The organism is Deinococcus multiflagellatus, assembly GCF_020166415.1.
Lineage (GTDB): Bacteria > Deinococcota > Deinococci > Deinococcales > Deinococcaceae > Deinococcus > Deinococcus multiflagellatus.
In genome coordinates, this window is the sequence record NZ_JAIQXV010000019.1 from 1 (window position 1) to 15185 (window position 15185).

Here is a 15185-nt window from a genome sequence, read left to right on the forward strand (position 1 = left end):
ATTCCTGGCCCTTCTGTCTACCCAGGTCGAAAGCTTGAACCGGGTACACTCTTGAACATGACGGCATTTGAACAGGCCCAGCAGGACGTGCAGACCCTCAGCCGCAAGCCCGGCAACGACGTGCTTCTGAAGTTGTACGCGCTGTACAAGCAGGGCAGCCAGGGGGACGTGACAGGCGCGCGTCCTGGCGGGTTCGACTTCGTGGGGGGCGCCAAGTACGACGCCTGGGCCGGCCTGAAAGGCATGAGTCAGGACGACGCCCAGCGTGAGTACGTGGCGCTGGTGGAAACCCTGAAAGCCCACAGCTGAGGGCATCACCCGCCGGGCAGCTGGCCTCACCCATCCGGGGTGGGGCTAGCCTTTTTCTTTGGCGCTCGGTCTGTGCAGCCGCCATTGGGGGGCGCGGCCCAGCAGTGAACACGGTAAGCTGCGCACTGTGAGCGACGCGCACCCGCAGCCCCTGATGGCGCCTGACCTGATGGCCGCCGCCCGGACGCGCATGAAAACGCTGGCGGCCGACTACGCGGCGGGGCTGCCGGGCCTGGATACCCACAGCCTGATGCACGGCCTGGGCGACGTGCAGCTGACCTTCCTGCCGATGGGCGAGCGCGACGGCGCCTACGATCCCGAGCACCGGGTCATTCTGATCAACAGCCGTGTACGCCCCGAGCGCCAGCGCTTCACCCTGGCCCACGAGATCAGCCACGCCCTGCTGCTGGGTGACGACGACCTGCTGAGTGACCTGCACGACGCCTTTGAAGGTGAGCGGCTGGAACAGGTGATCGAGACCCTGTGCAATGTGGGGGCCGCCGCCCTGCTGATTCCGCAGGCCCTGCTCGACGAAGTTCTGACCCGCTTTGGCCCCACCGGGCGCGCACTGGCCGAACTGTCGCGCCGCGCCGATATCAGTGCCAGCACCGCCCTGTACACCCTGGCCGAGCACACCTCGGCGCCGGTGCTGTACGCGGTGTGCGCGGTGGCCCGCCTGAGTGCCGATGAAGCCGATGACCCTGACGCCCCCGGCAAGGCGCTGACCGTGCGGGTGAGCAGCGGAGCCCCTGGCGTGAAATACAGCCTGCGCCCTGGCACCCCCATTCCGGACCAGCATCCAGTGGCCGTGGCGCACGACACCCGGCTGCCCATCGCCCAGGACAGTTACGTGCCTTTCCGCTCTGGGCGCCGGATGCCCGCCCAGGTGGACGCCTTTCCGGAGCGCCACCGGGTAATGGTGAGTTTCTTACTGCCCACCCGGGGCGAGGGGAGCAGTTCCTGAGCCCTGCGCCCTTTGCCCTGACCTTTGGACGAGCGGTGCCAGGAGCGGCGCGCACCTCGCGCGGGTGGCAGGTGCGCTGGGCCGGCACCGCCGTGATGGGCATCCTGAATGTCACGCCGGACAGTTTCAGCGATGGAGGGCGGCACATGGCGCTGCAGGCGGCCCTGGACGCGGCGCAGGCCATGCGCCGCGCCGGGGTACTGATGATAGACGTGGGTGGCGAGAGCACCCGCCCTGGCGCCGCCCCTGTCCCTGCCGCCGAGGAGATTGACCGGGTGCGGCCGGTGCTGCGCGCGTTGCGCGATGCGGGTGTGCTGCTGAGCGTGGACACCATGAAGCCGGAGGTGGCCCAGGCGGCGCTGGAGGCGGGCGCCCATCTGGTCAACGACGTGGGTGGCCTGCGTGACCCCGACATGCGAGCGGTGTGTGCCCAGGCGGGCGCGCCGGCCTGCATCATGCACATGCAGGGTGAGCCGCGCACCATGCAGCGTTCACCGCAGTACGGACACGTGGTGGCCGAGGTGCACGCCTTTCTGGCCGGGCAGGCGGCGGCGGCGCAGGCGGCGGGCGTGCCGGACGTGCTGCTGGACCCCGGACTGGGGTTCGGTAAGACCCTGGCGCACAACCTCGCGCTGCTGCGGGGCCTGCCAGAGCTGGTGGCCTTGGGTCATCCCGTGCTGGTGGGCGCCAGTCGCAAGCGGCTGATCGACTGGCTGGCCGGGGTGCCCGAGGCTGCTGGGCGCGACCCCGGGTCGCTGGCCCTGCACCTGCACGCGGCGCAGGCGGGCGCGGCGGTGGTGCGGGCCCACGCGGCAGCGGCGCATGTGCAGGCCCTGCGGGTGCAGGCGGCGCTGCTGGATGGGGGAGAGGAGCCCTCAGTCGCCCGCTGTTGATCTGTCGGTCAAGGGAGCGGGCTGCAACAGCTGCGTGTCGCAGAGCGAGAAGCGAAAAAAGTGCCTGGTCCCGAGAATGGAAACGTCTCTGCGCTTTTTTGAAACGTTGGCATGGGCGGGGCGAGGCGCTTAATACGGACTGGCGTTCATTTCTGGGACATCTAGGAAAGGACTGGCTGTTCCTCTCCTGCGGCGCCTTCCAGGTCCAGCTCCCGGAAATCCGTCTTTTTTCCTTCTCTGCTGCGCAGCTCTGCACGTCCCTCCGGTCGAAAACATGCCGTTACGCCTGACGGAATGTTTCGGAAACCGTATAAGCCCTGAACCCGGTGCCTGCTGCTTTACACTCGGCGCTGATGAACGCTGCCCCGTCTTCCCCTTCCTCCAGCCGCGTGGTGCTGCAGGGCCTGGAATTTCACGCGCGCCACGGGGTCTACGACACCGAGGCGGCCCTGGGGGCCCGGTTCGTGGTGGACGCCGAGCTGTATTACCCCTTTGCCGGGCTGGCCGATGACCTGGACGCGGCCGTGAACTACGCCGAGGTTTATGCCGCCATTGCCGCCGAGATCACCGGCACGCGCCGCCTGCTGATTGAGGTGCTGGCCGACCAGATCGCGCGCCGGGTGCTGCGCGAGCAGCCGCGCCTGACCCACGTGACCGTGCGGGTGCACAAACCGTTTGCCCCGCTGCCCGGCGTGTTCCGCGACGTGTTCGCCGAGTTGACCCTCCGCCGGGCCGAGCTATGAGCCAGGCCGGGGCGCCAGTGCAGGGTGGGCCAGCTGCGCCCCTGACCGACGCCTTTATTGCCCTGGGGGCCAACCTGGGGAACCCGGCCGCCACGCTGGCCTGGGCCGCTGGGCACCTGCGCGCGCTGGGCGAGGTGACCGGGGTGTCGCGGCTGTACCGCACGGCCCCGGTGGGGGGCCCCCCCGGGCAGCCCGACTACCTGAACGCCGCGGTGCAGTTGCGCACGCGGCTGGACGCCCCGGCGCTGCTGGCGGCCCTGCATGCCCTGGAGGCCCAGGCGGGGCGCGAGCGGCGCCAGCGCTGGGAAGCCCGGCTGCTGGACCTGGACCTGATTCTGTACGGGCAGCAGCAGTGCGAGGGGCCGGGCCTGGTGTTGCCCCACCCCCGCGCGTGGGAGCGGCCCTTTGTGTTGGCCCCCCTCAGCGACCTGAACCCCGCCCTGCCGCACCCGGGAACCGGCGAAACGGTGGCCCAGGCGCTGCGTCGGTTGGGGGCCAGTGGAGTTCAGGTGGCCGGGCCACTGTTATAGGGCCGCTGCTGGAGGGCCGCGGCGCTGGACACCCCCGGGCAGCGCTGGAGCGGGAACGCTATGCTGGGGGGTGACATGAGCGAGCTTACCTCCACCAACCGTCACGGCGGCGCTGGCCGCGCGCTGCTGTGGGTCGCTATTGCGCTCACCGTGGCGCTGCTGGGTTTCGTGACCATCTTCGTTTCACAGCGCAACCCCATTTACAGCGACCGCGAGGCCGGCGGCATCAGCAAGTTCAAGTTCATTGAGGCCTGCAAGGAAGTGCTCGAAGACACCGAGGCCTTGACGGTCAGTGCCCAGGGCCAGACCATCCCGTTAAAGACCCTGGTGCAGCAGGGGAGTCCCCTGAAGCCGGGCGACAAGTTGCATGCGGATCTGAACGCTGAGTCTCCTGAAATCGTGCGCGCCGCGCAGCTGGCCGAGGAAGGCGGCTGGACCATGACCCTGCCCGTGAACATCGCCGTTCACAGTGGCGAGCGCGTGACCACCCTGGGCCAGCTGCCCATGCAGTGCCGCCACGACAAGAGGACCGGCAAGACCACCGCGCAACTGGGCCTGCCCGGCTAAGCGTCTGCAGAGGGGCGGAGGCCGCGTTGATTCGGCCTCCGCCCCTTTCTGTGGCAGGGTTTACAGCGCCAGCTCCAGACCGCTGAGGCACTCCTCGGCAATGGCGCGGGCCAGGGGGTCGCGGGTGGTGCGGGCGTAGCTGACGCCCAGTTGCAGGTGCCGCTGCCCATCTTTGCCCCCCAGCAGCTCCAGCGTCTGGTAGAACGCGAGGTGGGTGTGGGCCAGCAGCACGTCGCGCGTGCGTTCGGGCGGCAACACGGTCAGGATGTCCAGCGCCTCGCTGTACAGCCGCAGGGCGCGGGCCTGGTCGCCTTCCACGGCGCCTTCCCGGCCCAGTTGCAGGGCGCGGGCGGCCGTCAGGTACGCGCTTCGCATGCCGGGCATTCTAGAGGACCACCTGCCCCATCCCCAAGGAGCCTTTTGAACGACTGGACCATTGAGACTGCCCGCCCCGACGCCCTGCACGAGACAGTGGCCCTGCTGCCCGACCGTGCCGACGCCGAGCGGCGCCTGGAGATCATTCGGGGCAACGTGGCCGCCGGGCGCCTGCGCCCCGAGCAGGTTCAGCTGCTGCGTTCCCCACGCGGGCTGGAAGGCGTGTGCATCATCCCTACCGCTCCGCATATTCCCTTGCTGCCACGCCTACGGGCCGACGTGCCTGAACCGGCTGCCCAGGCGTTTCTGGCCCACCTGCGGGCCCAGGTGACGGACCGCCGCCTGATTCTGGACAGCACCCAGGGCCCCCTGTGCCTGGGGGCAGCGCAGGCGGCTGGATGGCACTTTGAAGAGGAAGCGGTGGTGTACACCACGGACCTGACGGCTGGGCGCTGGTCCCTTGACCCCCAGGCGCAGCTGCTGGACCACGCTGCCGTGGCCTTGCCCGAGGTGCAGGCCCTGCTGGGGGCGCTGAACCGCGCGGCCTTCGCCCTGCCAGACGGCTGGACCCTGGTTGGCCTGCCCGACGCCTCTGGGGCCCTTGCGGCGCTGGGGGCGACTGGTCCCGGTGGGCGGCCCGGCACCGCCAGCATTGACCTGATCGGCGTTCATCCTGGGGCACGCGGGCAGGGCCTGGGCCGGCGCCTGCACGCCCACCTGCTGGCGCTGGCGGCCCGGGACTTTAGCGATCATGCGGGCGCCACGGACGCGAACAATCACCCCATGCGCCGCATTTTCGAGGGGCACGGCGCGGTGTTGGCCCAGCAGCAGCTGATCTTCACCTCGCCTTGACCTGTGACCCGGGGCACGGATACAATCCTCTCTTGGTCAAGTGGGGCAGGGCGACCAACGGCTTTGTACGCAAAGCGGCCCGAACCCCAGACGGAAGCGCCCCGCACCGGGGAGAGCGACCGGACTGCAAAGGAGGCATGCACATGCCCAAGATGAAGACACTGAAAGCGGCCAGCCGCCGGGTGAAGATCACCGGGACCGGCAAGGTCATGGCGTTCAAGAGTGGCAAGCGCCACCAGAACACCGGCAAGAGCGGCAACGAGATCCGGGGCAAGGGCAAGGGCTTTGTTCTGGCCAAGAGCGAATGGGCACGCATGAAGCTGATGCTGCCGAAGGGGAAGTGAAGTAGATGCCTCGCGCCAAGACCGGGATTATCCGCCGCCGCCGCCACAAGAAGGTGCTCAAGCGCGCCAAGGGCTTCTGGGGCAGCCGCTCCAAGCAGTACCGCAACGCCTTCCAGACGCTGCTGAACGCCGCCACCTACGAGTACCGCGACCGCCGCAACAAGAAGCGTGACTTCCGCCGCCTGTGGATTCAGCGCATCAACGCGGGCGCCCGCCTGCACGGCATGAACTACTCCACCTTCATCGGTGGTCTGAAGCGCGCCGGTGTGGACCTGAACCGCAAGGTGCTGGCCGACATCGCCGCCCGCGAGCCCGAGGCCTTCAAGGCCCTCGTCGACGCCGCGAAGAACAGCAAGTAAAGCGGGACAAAGCAGCGGGGCGCTCCTGAACAGGAGGCGCCCCGCTGCTTTGAGCCATGGGCCATGAGCTTTGTGGGTTGACCCCATGGCTCATGGCCCACAGCCCATGGCCCCTACGGCTCGAAGGTATCCTGAAACGCGTAGCGGTCGCCACGCACCCAGTAGTTCACGTAGCTGGCCCGCTTCTGACCGCTGTAGGTGGTGCGGCGCAGCAGGAAGGCGGCGGTGCCCAGCGGCACGCGCAGCAGATCGGCCTCCTCCTGGCGCAGGTTCACCGCTTCCAGATTCTGCTCCACGCGCTGCAGCGGCACCCCCAGGCTGATCATGGTTTCGTGGATGCTCTCGGTGGACAGGTTGTGGTCCAGCAGGCCCGGCACCAGCGTGCCGTTGATGTAGCGCTTCTCTATGACCAGCGCCTCGTCGCCCGCCGTGCGCAGGCGGTGCACGAAAATCACCGGGTCGCCGGGCTGAATCTGCAGCACAATGGCGATTTCCGGTGTGGCTTCAATCTGCATGGCGCGCAGCACGGTGGTGCGGTGGTCCGGGTGGCGGGCCCACTCCTTGAAGGGGCGCACGCGGAACATGCCCTGCCGGAAACGCTTGCCGGTGGGAAAGGTGCCGGCGCCCTGCACGCGGTACACGTAGCCTTCGCGTTCCAGTTCGTCAATGGCGCGCCGGGCGGTCATGCGCGAGACATCGAATTCGCGGGCCAGCTGCGGTTCGCTGGGCAGCGGCAGGCCCTCGGCGTAGTGGCCGCCGAGCAGCCGGTCTTTCAGGGTGGTCTTGATGAGCGGGTACTTCGCCATGCATCCCTCCGGGCGGACCGCTGGCGGGCGGCGCCGCTTTCATCTTATGTTTAGTGTTCTAAGTACACAAGCTGGCCGGCGTTGTGACCGGGGTCGGAACACCGGGGGCCGCCCTACCCCCCGATGTGCGACATCTCGACTTTCACCGGGCTGGCCGCGCGCCCAGCTTCGCCGCGGTCCTCGCTGTAGCGGTCGCGCCGGGCCGCCCAGACCCCGGCAATCTGTTCGCGCAACTGGTCGTCGCTGGCCCCCGCCCGCAGGGGCGCGCGCAGGTCCGTGCCGCTGCCCGCAAACAGGCAGGTGTACAGCACCCCCGCCGCCGAGAGGCGCGCCCGCGTGCAGTCCCCGCAAAACGGCGCTGTCACCGAGCTGATCAGGCCCACTTCCCGGCCCTGCGCATCGCGGTAGCGGGCCGCGACCTCGCCCCGGTAGGCGGCGCGGGCGGGTTGCAGCGGCTCGTCGCCCGCGCCCAGGCGGGCCAGGACCTCGCTTGAGGGCACCACGCCGTCCAGATTCCAGCCGTTGTGGTTGCCCACATCCATGAACTCGATAAAGCGCACCGGGGCCAGCTCGCGCAGGGCCGCCCACAACTCGCGCAGGCCCGCGTCGTTCACGCCGCGCTGCACCACGGTGTTGATCTTCACGCCCAGGCCCGCCTGCAGCGCGGCGTGAATGCCGGCCAGCACCCGCTCGGGGTGGGTGCCCAGGCCGTTCATGCGCCCGAAGACCTCGGGGTCCAGGCTGTCCAGGCTGACGGTGACCCGGCGCAGGCCCGCCGCCTTCAGGGCCGGCGCCAGGGCGGGCAGCAGCAGGCCGTTGGTGGTCATGGCGAGGTCCTGCACGCCCTCAATGCGGCTCAGGCGCCCGACCAGCTCGGGGAGGTCGCGGCGCAGGGTGGGTTCGCCGCCGGTCAGGCGCAGCTTCTGCACCCCAAGGCCCACGAAGAGGCGGCTTAAGCGCTCCAGTTCCTCGAAGGTCAGCAGTTCGGCGCGGGGCAGGAAGGCGTACCCCGGACCAAACACGTCGGCGGGCATGCAGTACGTGCAGCGCAGGTTGCAGCGGTCGGTCACGCTGAGGCGCAGGTCACGCAGGGGGCGGCCCAACACGTCGTGCAGCATCGAGCCGCAGCATACGCGCGGGTGGGGGCGGCGTTGGCGGGCCAGTCTGCTTTTGGGCCCGCCCCACCGTTTTGAACCCGGTGCAGTACCCCGCCGGTACTGGTCTGGACCACTGCCGCGCCGCCGGCCCTGGAACGGGGTGCGCGGCGGCTACAGTGAGCGCACATCCCCTGCACGCTCTGTCCTCACCCCGGAGGCACCCATGACCCAGACCCCCACGGCCACCGACCACATTGACGCCATGCTGCACGAGGACCGTGTGATTGCGCCCAGCGCCGAGTTCCAGGCCCGCGCCCGCGTCAGCCGCGCCGAGTACGAGCGCCGCTACCGCCAGAGCCTGGACGACCCGGACACCTTCTGGAGCGAGGTGGCGGGCGAGCTGCACTGGTTTGCCCCCTGGACGCAGGTGCTGGACTGGCAGCCCCCCCATGCCCGGTGGTTCGTGGACGGGCAGACGAACATCGCCTACAACGCGCTGGACCGCCATGTGGCGCGGGGGCGGGGCGACAAGACCGCGATCATCTGGGAAGGCGAGGACGGCGAGGTGCGCCGTTTCAGCTACGCCGAACTGCTGCGCGAGGTGAAGCGGGCCGCCAGCGCCCTGCAGAACTTGGGGGTGCAAAAGGGCGACCGCGTGACCCTGTACCTGCCCCTGACGCCCGAAGCGGCCATTGCCATGCTGGCCTGCGCCCGTATTGGCGCGGTGCACAGCGTAGTGTTCGGCGGCTTCTCGGTGTCGGCACTGGCTGACCGCCTCAACGACGCCCAGAGCAAGGTGCTCATTACCGCCGACGCCGGGCAGCGCCGGGGCGCGCTGGTGAACCTGAAGGCGAACGCCGACGAGGCCGCGCGGCTGGCCCCCAGCCTGGAGACGATCCTGGTGGTGTGCCGCGCCGACTGCGACGCCCCCATGCAGGCGGGCCGCGACGTATGGTGGCACGAGGCCCTGGCCGCCGCCAGCGACGAGCACGAGGCCGAGCCGCTGGACAGTGAGCATCCGCTGTTCGTGCTGTACACCTCGGGCAGCACCGGCAAGCCCAAGGGCGTGCAGCACACCACGGGCGGGTACATGGTGGGCACGTACCTCACCACCCAGACCGTCTTTGACCTGCAAGACGACGACATCTACTGGTGCACCGCCGACGTGGGCTGGATCACCGGCCATTCCTACAGCGTGTATGGGCCGCTGCTGAACGGCGCCACCGTCCTGATGTATGAGGGTGCCCCCAACCACCCCGACTGGGGCCGCTTCTGGCAGCTGGTCGAAAAGCACCGCGTGACCATCCTGTACACCGCGCCTACCGCCATCCGCTCGTTCATGCGCCAGGGCGACGACCTGCCCGCCCGCCACGACCTGAGCAGCCTGCGCCTGCTGGGCTCGGTGGGCGAGCCGATCAACCCCGAAGCCTGGATGTGGTACTGGCGCGTGATCGGCGGTGAACGCTGCCCGGTGGTGGACACGTGGTGGCAGACCGAAACCGGCGCGATCATGCTGACCACGCTGCCCGGCGCCTTTCCCAGCAAGCCCGGCAGCGCGGGGTTGCCCCTGTTCGGGGTGGAGCCCGCCATCATGACCCACCGGGGCGAGGAACTGGGCGCCAACGACGGCGGCCTGCTGGTGATCAAGCGGCCCTGGCCTTCCATGCTGCGCACCGTGTACGGCGACGACGAGCGCTACCGCAAGACCTACTGGGGCGAGATTGAGGGCGTGTACTTTGCCGGCGACGGCGCCCGGCGTGACCAGGACGGCTACTACACCGTGGTGGGCCGCGTGGACGACGTGCTGAATGTCAGCGGGCACCGCCTGGGCACCATGGAGATTGAGTCGGCGCTGGTGTCGCACCCCAGCGTGGCCGAAGCCGCCGTGGTGGGCAAGGCCGACGACGTGAAGGGCGAGTGCGTGGTGGCCTTTGTTCTGCCCCAGAGCGGCTTTACCGTGGACCCCAAAGTGCTGCGCGCCCATGTGAGCAAGGAAATCGGCGCCCTGGCCCGCCCGGACGCCATTTACATTGCCGACGCCCTGCCCAAGACCAGAAGCGGCAAAATTATGCGCCGGTTCCTGCGCCAGATCGCGGCGGGCAAGACCATTGAGGGCGACACCAGCACCCTGGAAGACCCCGGCGTATTGGACCGGCTGGCCGCCACAGCAGCGGTGTAGGGCGTCAGCTTTGCCAGATGTGCAGCTGCAGGTGATCCTGCACAGGAAACAGGTGGTCGTGCAAGGCGGCCACCTCGCCCTGTGCCCACGCGCCGTAGCTCTGGGCCAGCGCGCGGGCATCGGCAGCGGTGACCGTGACGGGCAGACGCCGCTCGAAGGTGGGCGGCTGGGCCGTGGGGGCCGCCTTCCCCAGCGGCTGCCCCAGGGCGGCCCAGGTGGCCTGCAGGTGTGCTGGCCCCTGGGCTGCAACGATGAGTGTTCCACCGGGCCTCAGCACCCGCCGAGCTTCCTGCAGGGCCGCCTGTGCGTCCGGCAGATGCGCCAGCACCCGCACGAACAGCACCGCATCAAAACTGGCTTCTGGAAACGGGAGGGCGTCGGCTGTGCCCCTGAGGACACCCTCGCCAGGCGCTGGGTCGACCCCAATCAATCGGCCTGTGTGCCCCCGGGCCTTCAAGGCGCGCAGCAGCCGCCCATCGCCGGCCCCTACATCCAGCACGTCCAGGGTGGGGGAGAGCCGCACGGCGTCCAGCAGCGGCCCATGAGGCCAGGGCAGCCCACACAGACGGGAAAGCAGCGTGTCACGGGCTGGCAAACTCATCACTGAGTTGAGGGATCAAGAAAAATGCCTTCCGTAAGGCTGCTGTGTTCAGCCTGCTGGAGCGCGTAGAGTCGCCTCAGAAGCACGTCGTGGGGTTCACCTGGAAGAAGCACCGTCGTGGTGAGAGTGACGGAAATTCCAGTAGCTGTTGCCTGCACCGCCATGCGCAATGCTTCTACCCGCCGGACCACATCGAGGAGATTCGGGGCGGCCCAATGCACGGCGAATGTGGAGTGACTGACTCGGAACACGGCAGAAGACGCTGTTACAGAAGACGCATGCAATAGGGCGAGGGAACCCACCAGGCGAACAGCCGCATCGCCCATAGGGAGCCCACGAACATCCATGAAGGCGCCAAGGCGATCTAGTTCGATGAGGGTGATGAATTGTGTCTGGGGTGCGCCCTCAAGGATCAGTGCTCTTCGCCAACTTTCGAAGGAAAGACACCCTGTGGACCAATCTATATCGTTGGACATGCAGCCTTTCGCCTGACGAGGTAGGTTTCAAAAGGGCGGCGTGACTTGCACGCCGCCCTTCCCTTACATCTCCATCCGTGTTTTCAGGAAGTTGGTCATCACGGCCCCGCGCTTGTAGAACGGGTTGTCCATGATCTTGATGTACAGGGGAATGGTGGTTTTGGGCCCCTGAATCACCGTTTCTTCCAGGGCGCGCTTCATGCGGGCAATGGCCTGCTCGCGCGTGTCGTGGTGCACGATCAGCTTGCCGATCAGGCTGTCGTAGTGCGGCGGAATCACGTAACCGCTGTAGGCGTGGCTGTCCACGCGCACGCCGGGGCCGCCCGCAAAGTGCACGTCGTCCATCTTGCCGGCCGCCGGGCGGAAATCCTTGTCGGGGTCTTCGGCGTTCAGGCGGCACTCAATGGCGTGGCCCTGCAGCACGATGTCCTCCTGCTGCAGCTTCAGGCCGTAGCCGGCCGCGATTTCCAGCTGCAACTTCACGAAGTCCAGGCCGCTGATTTCCTCGGAAACGCAGTGTTCCACCTGGATACGGGTGTTCATCTCCATGAAGTAGTAGTTGCCGTCGCGGTCCACAATGAATTCCAGCGTGCCGGCCCCGGCGTAGTTCACATGCTGGGCCAGGCGCACCCCGGCGGCCAGGATCTCCTGGCGCAGCGATTCGGGCAGCGTGGAGGGCGCCTCTTCAATCAGCTTCTGGTTGCGGCGTTGAATGGAGCAGTCGCGCTCGCCAATGTGAATGACGTGGCCCTGGCCGTCGCCCATGACCTGCACTTCCACATGGCGGAATTCCTCCAGGAACTTCTCCATGATGATCGCGGGGTCGCCAAAGTACAGCCGCGCCTCTTCCTGCGCCTGCGCAAAGCCTTTGGCGAGTTCGTCCTGGGTGCGGATCACCTTCTGCCCGCGCCCGCCGCCGCCCGCACTGGCCTTGAGCAGCACGGGGTAGCCAATCTGCTTGGCAGCCAGCAGCGCAGCGTCGGTGTCCGCCAGTACCCCGGTGCCGGGCACCACGGGCACCTTGCTCATGGCGGCGATTTCACGCCCGCCGGCCTTGGAACCCAGGGCGCGCATGCTCTCGGGCGTGGGCCCAATAAACACGATGCCGTGCTCGCGGCACATCTCGGCGAAGTCGGGGTTCTCGGCCATGAAGCCGTAGCCCGGGTGAATGGCCTCGGCGCCGGTCATCAGCGCGGCCGAGAGGATGTTGGGAATATTCAGGTACGACTGGTTACTGGCGGGCGGGCCCACACACACCGATTCATCGGCCAGCAGCACCGGCAGGCTCTTTTCATCGGCGGTGGAATACACCACGACCGTCTTCACGCCCATTTCCCGCGCGGTGCGAATCACGCGCAGGGCGATTTCGCCACGGTTGGCGATCAGGATTTTCTTGAACATGTGCTTGCCTCCGGCAGGAAGTCGAAGGGTCTAAGGGTCAAAGGGTCTAAGCAGGTTCAAACCTTAGACACTTAGACCCTTTGACCCTCGACCTTATTCAATGATGAACAGCGTCTGACCGTACTCGACCGGCTCGGCGTTCTTCACCAGAATCTCGCGCACGGTGCCGCCCAGTTCGGCCTCGATCTCGTTCATCAGCTTCATGGCCTCGATGATGCACAGCACCTGGCCGGCCTGCACGGTGTCGCCCACCTTCACGTACGCGGGCGCGTCGGGGCTGCTGGCCGAGTAGAAGGTGCCCACGATAGGCGCCTTGACCGGCGTGCCCTTGCTGGCGGCCGGCGCGGGCGTCACCGGAGCTTCGGCGGCAGGGGCCGGGGCACTGGCGGGGGCAGCGGGCGCCGGCGCTGGCGTCTCGGCCAGGGGCGCGGGGGCCGGGGCGCCCGGCGCAAAGGCGGCCGGGGCGGGGGCGCTCATGGGCTGGGGCTGGGGGGCCGGGGCCACGGGGGCGGGGCCAGCCGGGGCGGCCTGCGGGCCACGTTTCAGGCTCAGATCGAAGCTGCCGGTGCGCAGGGCGAATTCGCGCACGTCGGCGCTGGTCAGGGCGGAAAGAATCTGCTTCAGGTCATCCGGGTTCATGGCCCCTCCTTGGTGGTGCAATGCGGTCGTGCGGTGGCTGCCTCCCATCATGCAGGTTGGGAACAGCGGCGGGGTGTCACCCGCAGCCTAACGCTCGTTTGGCTGCACCGAGTCTAACGGCAAAGCGAAGCGCCGCCCCCGGGGATTTCCGGTCGGCGGCGCGCGCAGGCATGGGGAGGTTAGGCCCGGCTGAGGTACTGACCCGTGCGGGTGTCCACCTTCACGTTGGTGTCCTGCTCCACGAACAGAGGCACCTGCACGGTGGCGCCGGTTTCCAGCTTGGCGGGCTTGGTGCCGCCAGAGACGGTGTCGCCGCGCACGCCGGGGTCGGTTTCCACGATCTTCAGGACCACCTGGTTGGGCAGGGTGATGTTCAGCGCCTTGTCGCCGTACATCGCCACTTCCACCTCGGTGTTCTCTTTCATGAACTTGGCGGCGTCGCCCACGAGCGCGCGGGCCAGGGTGATCTGGTCGAAGGTTTCCAGGTCCATGAACACGAAGTCCTCACCGTCGGGGTAGAGGTACTGCATCTTCTTGCCTTCGACGTAGATGTCCTGCAGCTTTTCGCCGCTGTTGAAGGTGCGGTCCACGATGGAGCCGGTTTCCATGTTGCGGAACTTGGTGACCACCTTGGCCCCGCCCCGGCCCATCTTCAGGTGCGAGTACTCCAGGCATTCCCACAGGCCGCCGTCCATTTCCACTTTCGTGCCGTTGCGCAGTTCTGTCACGCTGATCATGGTGTGCTCTCCTTTTGCTGCTGCTGGGTTCTGGCCAGCGGGGCCCGCCTCTGCCCGGCTTGCCCTTTGGGGGGCACGGGTGGGGGGCCGCGCGGCAACGCCCCAGAGTCTAAAGCATTTGGGCTTCAGTTGCGTGTCCTGCCCCGCCGGCCACAGCGGCGCAGGGCGTGCGGGGCGGGCGGACCCTTCCCGCAGGCAGCGGGCGTTTGCTATGCTGTTGCGGTTGCACGCCCGCCCCCGCCCCCACAGCCCCCACAGGCTTACGGCGCGCGCCGGGAGCGGCGGCGAAGAACGCCCGTAAGGAGACACCGCACATGGAACTGAACGCCAAACCCCGCAGCAGCCAGGACAAACTGGCCGAAGGCATGATCCCCGCCGTGGCCTACAACAAGGACAAGAACGTGTCCTTTGCCATTGACCGCAAGGCCTTTGACCGCGCCTTCCGCCAGCAGAGCACCACGGGGCTCTTCGACATCACCCTGGAAGGCGGCGAAACCTTCCCGGCCCTGGTCAAGACCGTGCAGATGGACAAGCGCAAGCGCGCGCCCATCCATGTGGACTTCTACATGGTCACCTACGGCGAGCCCGTGACCGTGGCCGTGCCTGTGCACACCAAGGGCAAGAGCCAGGGCGAAGTCATGGGCGGCCTCGTGGACGTCGTGGTGCACAACCTGTCCGTCGTGGCCCCCGGCCCCCGCCGCATTCCCCAGGAAATCGTGGTGGACGTGACCAAGCTGAACATTGGTGACCATGTGAGCGCCGGTCAGATCAAGCTGCCCGAAGGCGTGAAGCTCGCCGTGGAAGAAGAACTCGTGGTGATCAGCGTGCTGCCGCCCCGCCTGTCCGAAGGCGAGGCTGCGGCCGAGGCCCAGGCGGCCCAGGTGGCCGGTCTGGTGGCTGCGGGCGAGATCAGCGAGGAAGCCGCCGCCGCCATTCTGGAAGGCGAAGCCACGGTGGAAGAAGTCAAGGCCGAAGCCGCCGGCGAGACCACCGAAGGCCAGAGCGAAGACACCGAGCAGAACGAAGGCTAAGACCTTCTTCAGGGCCCCCAGGCGATTGCTGCCTGGGGGCTTTTCGTGGTTTGGTGAAGGGGACCTGCCGGTTCATCGGAGGCCTCTACAGTGCTGAGGGCAGGCGCCGGGGGCTCGCCAACGCTTCAGGGCAAGCGCCGGTTTTCTAGCGGTCACCACATGACTTGAAGGTGAACCCTTCAGGTCATATGGGGCAAGCGGACTTGCAAAGCTGCGGGGCAGAGCGAGCGAACGCGACAGACACCGGTTGGCTTGGCGTTGAGGGGAATGCTTTCCGCCCCT

Annotated in this window: 19 protein-coding genes; 11 read left to right on the top strand and 8 right to left on the bottom strand. The window is 67.8% G+C overall.

What is annotated here, in order from left to right; genetic code table 11:
- Positions 1-57: 57 nt before the first annotated feature.
- From K7W41_RS17970 to K7W41_RS17995, 6 genes are all read left to right on the top strand, one after another.
- Complete coding sequence (locus tag K7W41_RS17970) at positions 58-309, top strand: acyl-CoA-binding protein (RefSeq protein WP_224611555.1); 252 nt, start codon at positions 58-60, stop codon at positions 307-309.
- A gap of 190 nt (positions 310-499) precedes the next feature.
- A complete protein-coding gene (locus K7W41_RS17975; protein ID WP_380058289.1) occupies positions 500-1273 on the top strand; it encodes an ImmA/IrrE family metallo-endopeptidase in 774 nt (257 codons plus the stop codon).
- 35 nt (positions 1274-1308) lie between these two features.
- Positions 1309-2166 (top strand): dihydropteroate synthase, encoded by an 858-nt coding sequence (gene folP / locus K7W41_RS17980; RefSeq protein ID WP_224611556.1) that lies wholly within the window; start codon positions 1309-1311, stop codon positions 2164-2166.
- A 353-nt stretch (positions 2167-2519) separates the two neighbouring features.
- Positions 2520-2909, top strand: coding sequence for a dihydroneopterin aldolase (folB, locus tag K7W41_RS17985; protein WP_224611557.1), 390 nt, complete (start codon positions 2520-2522; stop codon positions 2907-2909).
- On the top strand, positions 2906-3439 hold the full coding sequence (gene folK, locus K7W41_RS17990) for a 2-amino-4-hydroxy-6-hydroxymethyldihydropteridine diphosphokinase (protein WP_224611558.1): 534 nt from the start codon (positions 2906-2908) through the stop codon (positions 3437-3439). Before folB ends, folK begins: the two co-directional genes overlap by 4 nt.
- A gap of 75 nt (positions 3440-3514) precedes the next feature.
- The gene (locus tag K7W41_RS17995; RefSeq protein WP_224611559.1) at positions 3515-4006 is read left to right on the top strand and encodes a hypothetical protein; all 492 of its coding nucleotides are present in this window, start codon (positions 3515-3517) and stop codon (positions 4004-4006) included.
- A gap of 60 nt (positions 4007-4066) precedes the next feature.
- On the opposite strand, the gene K7W41_RS18000 is transcribed toward K7W41_RS17995, so the two are convergent.
- On the bottom strand, positions 4067-4381 hold the full coding sequence (locus K7W41_RS18000) for a hypothetical protein (protein ID WP_221089726.1): 315 nt from the start codon (positions 4379-4381) through the stop codon (positions 4067-4069).
- Positions 4382-4426: 45 nt separating this feature from the next.
- Here K7W41_RS18000 and K7W41_RS18005 point away from each other — a divergent pair, with 45 nt between their 5' ends.
- The 3 genes from K7W41_RS18005 to rplT all read left to right on the top strand — a co-directional run bounded on the left by K7W41_RS18005 (position 4427) and on the right by rplT (position 5936).
- On the top strand, positions 4427-5233 hold the full coding sequence (locus K7W41_RS18005) for a GNAT family N-acetyltransferase (RefSeq protein ID WP_224611561.1): 807 nt from the start codon (positions 4427-4429) through the stop codon (positions 5231-5233).
- A 143-nt stretch (positions 5234-5376) separates the two neighbouring features.
- Positions 5377-5577 (top strand): 50S ribosomal protein L35, encoded by a 201-nt coding sequence (gene rpmI / locus K7W41_RS18010; protein ID WP_046843284.1) that lies wholly within the window; start codon positions 5377-5379, stop codon positions 5575-5577.
- A gap of 5 nt (positions 5578-5582) precedes the next feature.
- Positions 5583-5936, top strand: a complete 354-nt coding sequence (rplT, locus tag K7W41_RS18015; protein ID WP_221089724.1) for a 50S ribosomal protein L20 — start codon at positions 5583-5585, stop codon at positions 5934-5936.
- A gap of 113 nt (positions 5937-6049) precedes the next feature.
- On the opposite strand, the gene K7W41_RS18020 is transcribed toward rplT, so the two are convergent.
- Complete coding sequence (locus K7W41_RS18020; protein ID WP_221089723.1) at positions 6050-6742, bottom strand: GntR family transcriptional regulator; 693 nt, start codon at positions 6740-6742, stop codon at positions 6050-6052.
- A 113-nt stretch (positions 6743-6855) separates the two neighbouring features.
- Positions 6856-7860 (bottom strand): GTP 3',8-cyclase MoaA, encoded by a 1005-nt coding sequence (moaA, locus tag K7W41_RS18025; protein WP_224611563.1) that lies wholly within the window; start codon positions 7858-7860, stop codon positions 6856-6858.
- Between the two features lie 202 nt (positions 7861-8062).
- Here moaA and acs point away from each other — a divergent pair, with 202 nt between their 5' ends.
- Complete coding sequence (acs, locus tag K7W41_RS18030; protein WP_224611565.1) at positions 8063-10018, top strand: acetate--CoA ligase; 1956 nt, start codon at positions 8063-8065, stop codon at positions 10016-10018.
- A gap of 4 nt (positions 10019-10022) precedes the next feature.
- Here acs and K7W41_RS23580 read toward each other — a convergent pair whose 3' ends face one another.
- From K7W41_RS23580 to efp, 5 genes are all read right to left on the bottom strand, one after another.
- Entirely contained in the window at positions 10023-10619 is a 597-nt protein-coding gene (locus K7W41_RS23580; RefSeq protein ID WP_263489957.1) for a class I SAM-dependent methyltransferase, read from the bottom strand.
- The gene (locus tag K7W41_RS18040) at positions 10619-11095 is read right to left on the bottom strand and encodes a hypothetical protein (RefSeq protein ID WP_224611567.1); all 477 of its coding nucleotides are present in this window, start codon (positions 11093-11095) and stop codon (positions 10619-10621) included. The genes K7W41_RS23580 and K7W41_RS18040 overlap by 1 nt, the downstream gene beginning before the upstream one ends.
- 63 nt (positions 11096-11158) lie before the next feature.
- On the bottom strand, positions 11159-12496 hold the full coding sequence (gene accC, locus K7W41_RS18045; protein WP_224611569.1) for an acetyl-CoA carboxylase biotin carboxylase subunit: 1338 nt from the start codon (positions 12494-12496) through the stop codon (positions 11159-11161).
- 93 nt (positions 12497-12589) lie between these two features.
- Positions 12590-13135 (bottom strand): acetyl-CoA carboxylase biotin carboxyl carrier protein, encoded by a 546-nt coding sequence (gene accB / locus K7W41_RS18050; protein ID WP_224611575.1) that lies wholly within the window; start codon positions 13133-13135, stop codon positions 12590-12592.
- A gap of 179 nt (positions 13136-13314) precedes the next feature.
- Positions 13315-13872: an elongation factor P gene (gene efp, locus K7W41_RS18055; RefSeq protein ID WP_224611576.1), complete on the bottom strand. Its 558-nt coding sequence runs from the start codon at positions 13870-13872 to the stop codon at positions 13315-13317.
- A 314-nt stretch (positions 13873-14186) separates the two neighbouring features.
- Here efp and K7W41_RS18060 point away from each other — a divergent pair, with 314 nt between their 5' ends.
- Positions 14187-14903 (top strand): 50S ribosomal protein L25/general stress protein Ctc, encoded by a 717-nt coding sequence (locus K7W41_RS18060; protein ID WP_224611577.1) that lies wholly within the window; start codon positions 14187-14189, stop codon positions 14901-14903.
- Positions 14904-15185: the final 282 nt, after the last annotated feature.

Coding starts and splice junctions, on each gene's coding strand:
- K7W41_RS17970 (WP_224611555.1), top strand. CDS start 58: ATGACGGCATTTGAACAGGCCCAGCAGGACGTGCAGACCCTCAGCCGC.
- K7W41_RS17975 (WP_380058289.1), top strand. CDS start 500: ATGAAAACGCTGGCGGCCGACTACGCGGCGGGGCTGCCGGGCCTGGAT.
- folB (WP_224611557.1), top strand. CDS start 2,520: ATGAACGCTGCCCCGTCTTCCCCTTCCTCCAGCCGCGTGGTGCTGCAG.
- folK (WP_224611558.1), top strand. CDS start 2,906: ATGAGCCAGGCCGGGGCGCCAGTGCAGGGTGGGCCAGCTGCGCCCCTG.
- K7W41_RS17995 (WP_224611559.1), top strand. CDS start 3,515: ATGAGCGAGCTTACCTCCACCAACCGTCACGGCGGCGCTGGCCGCGCG.
- K7W41_RS18000 (WP_221089726.1), bottom strand. CDS start 4,381: ATGCGAAGCGCGTACCTGACGGCCGCCCGCGCCCTGCAACTGGGCCGG.
- rpmI (WP_046843284.1), top strand. CDS start 5,377: ATGCCCAAGATGAAGACACTGAAAGCGGCCAGCCGCCGGGTGAAGATC.
- rplT (WP_221089724.1), top strand. CDS start 5,583: ATGCCTCGCGCCAAGACCGGGATTATCCGCCGCCGCCGCCACAAGAAG.
- K7W41_RS18020 (WP_221089723.1), bottom strand. CDS start 6,742: ATGGCGAAGTACCCGCTCATCAAGACCACCCTGAAAGACCGGCTGCTC.
- moaA (WP_224611563.1), bottom strand. CDS start 7,860: ATGCTGCACGACGTGTTGGGCCGCCCCCTGCGTGACCTGCGCCTCAGC.
- acs (WP_224611565.1), top strand. CDS start 8,063: ATGACCCAGACCCCCACGGCCACCGACCACATTGACGCCATGCTGCAC.
- K7W41_RS23580 (WP_263489957.1), bottom strand. CDS start 10,619: ATGAGTTTGCCAGCCCGTGACACGCTGCTTTCCCGTCTGTGTGGGCTG.
- K7W41_RS18040 (WP_224611567.1), bottom strand. CDS start 11,095: ATGTCCAACGATATAGATTGGTCCACAGGGTGTCTTTCCTTCGAAAGT.
- accC (WP_224611569.1), bottom strand. CDS start 12,496: ATGTTCAAGAAAATCCTGATCGCCAACCGTGGCGAAATCGCCCTGCGC.
- accB (WP_224611575.1), bottom strand. CDS start 13,135: ATGAACCCGGATGACCTGAAGCAGATTCTTTCCGCCCTGACCAGCGCC.
- efp (WP_224611576.1), bottom strand. CDS start 13,872: ATGATCAGCGTGACAGAACTGCGCAACGGCACGAAAGTGGAAATGGAC.
- K7W41_RS18060 (WP_224611577.1), top strand. CDS start 14,187: ATGGAACTGAACGCCAAACCCCGCAGCAGCCAGGACAAACTGGCCGAA.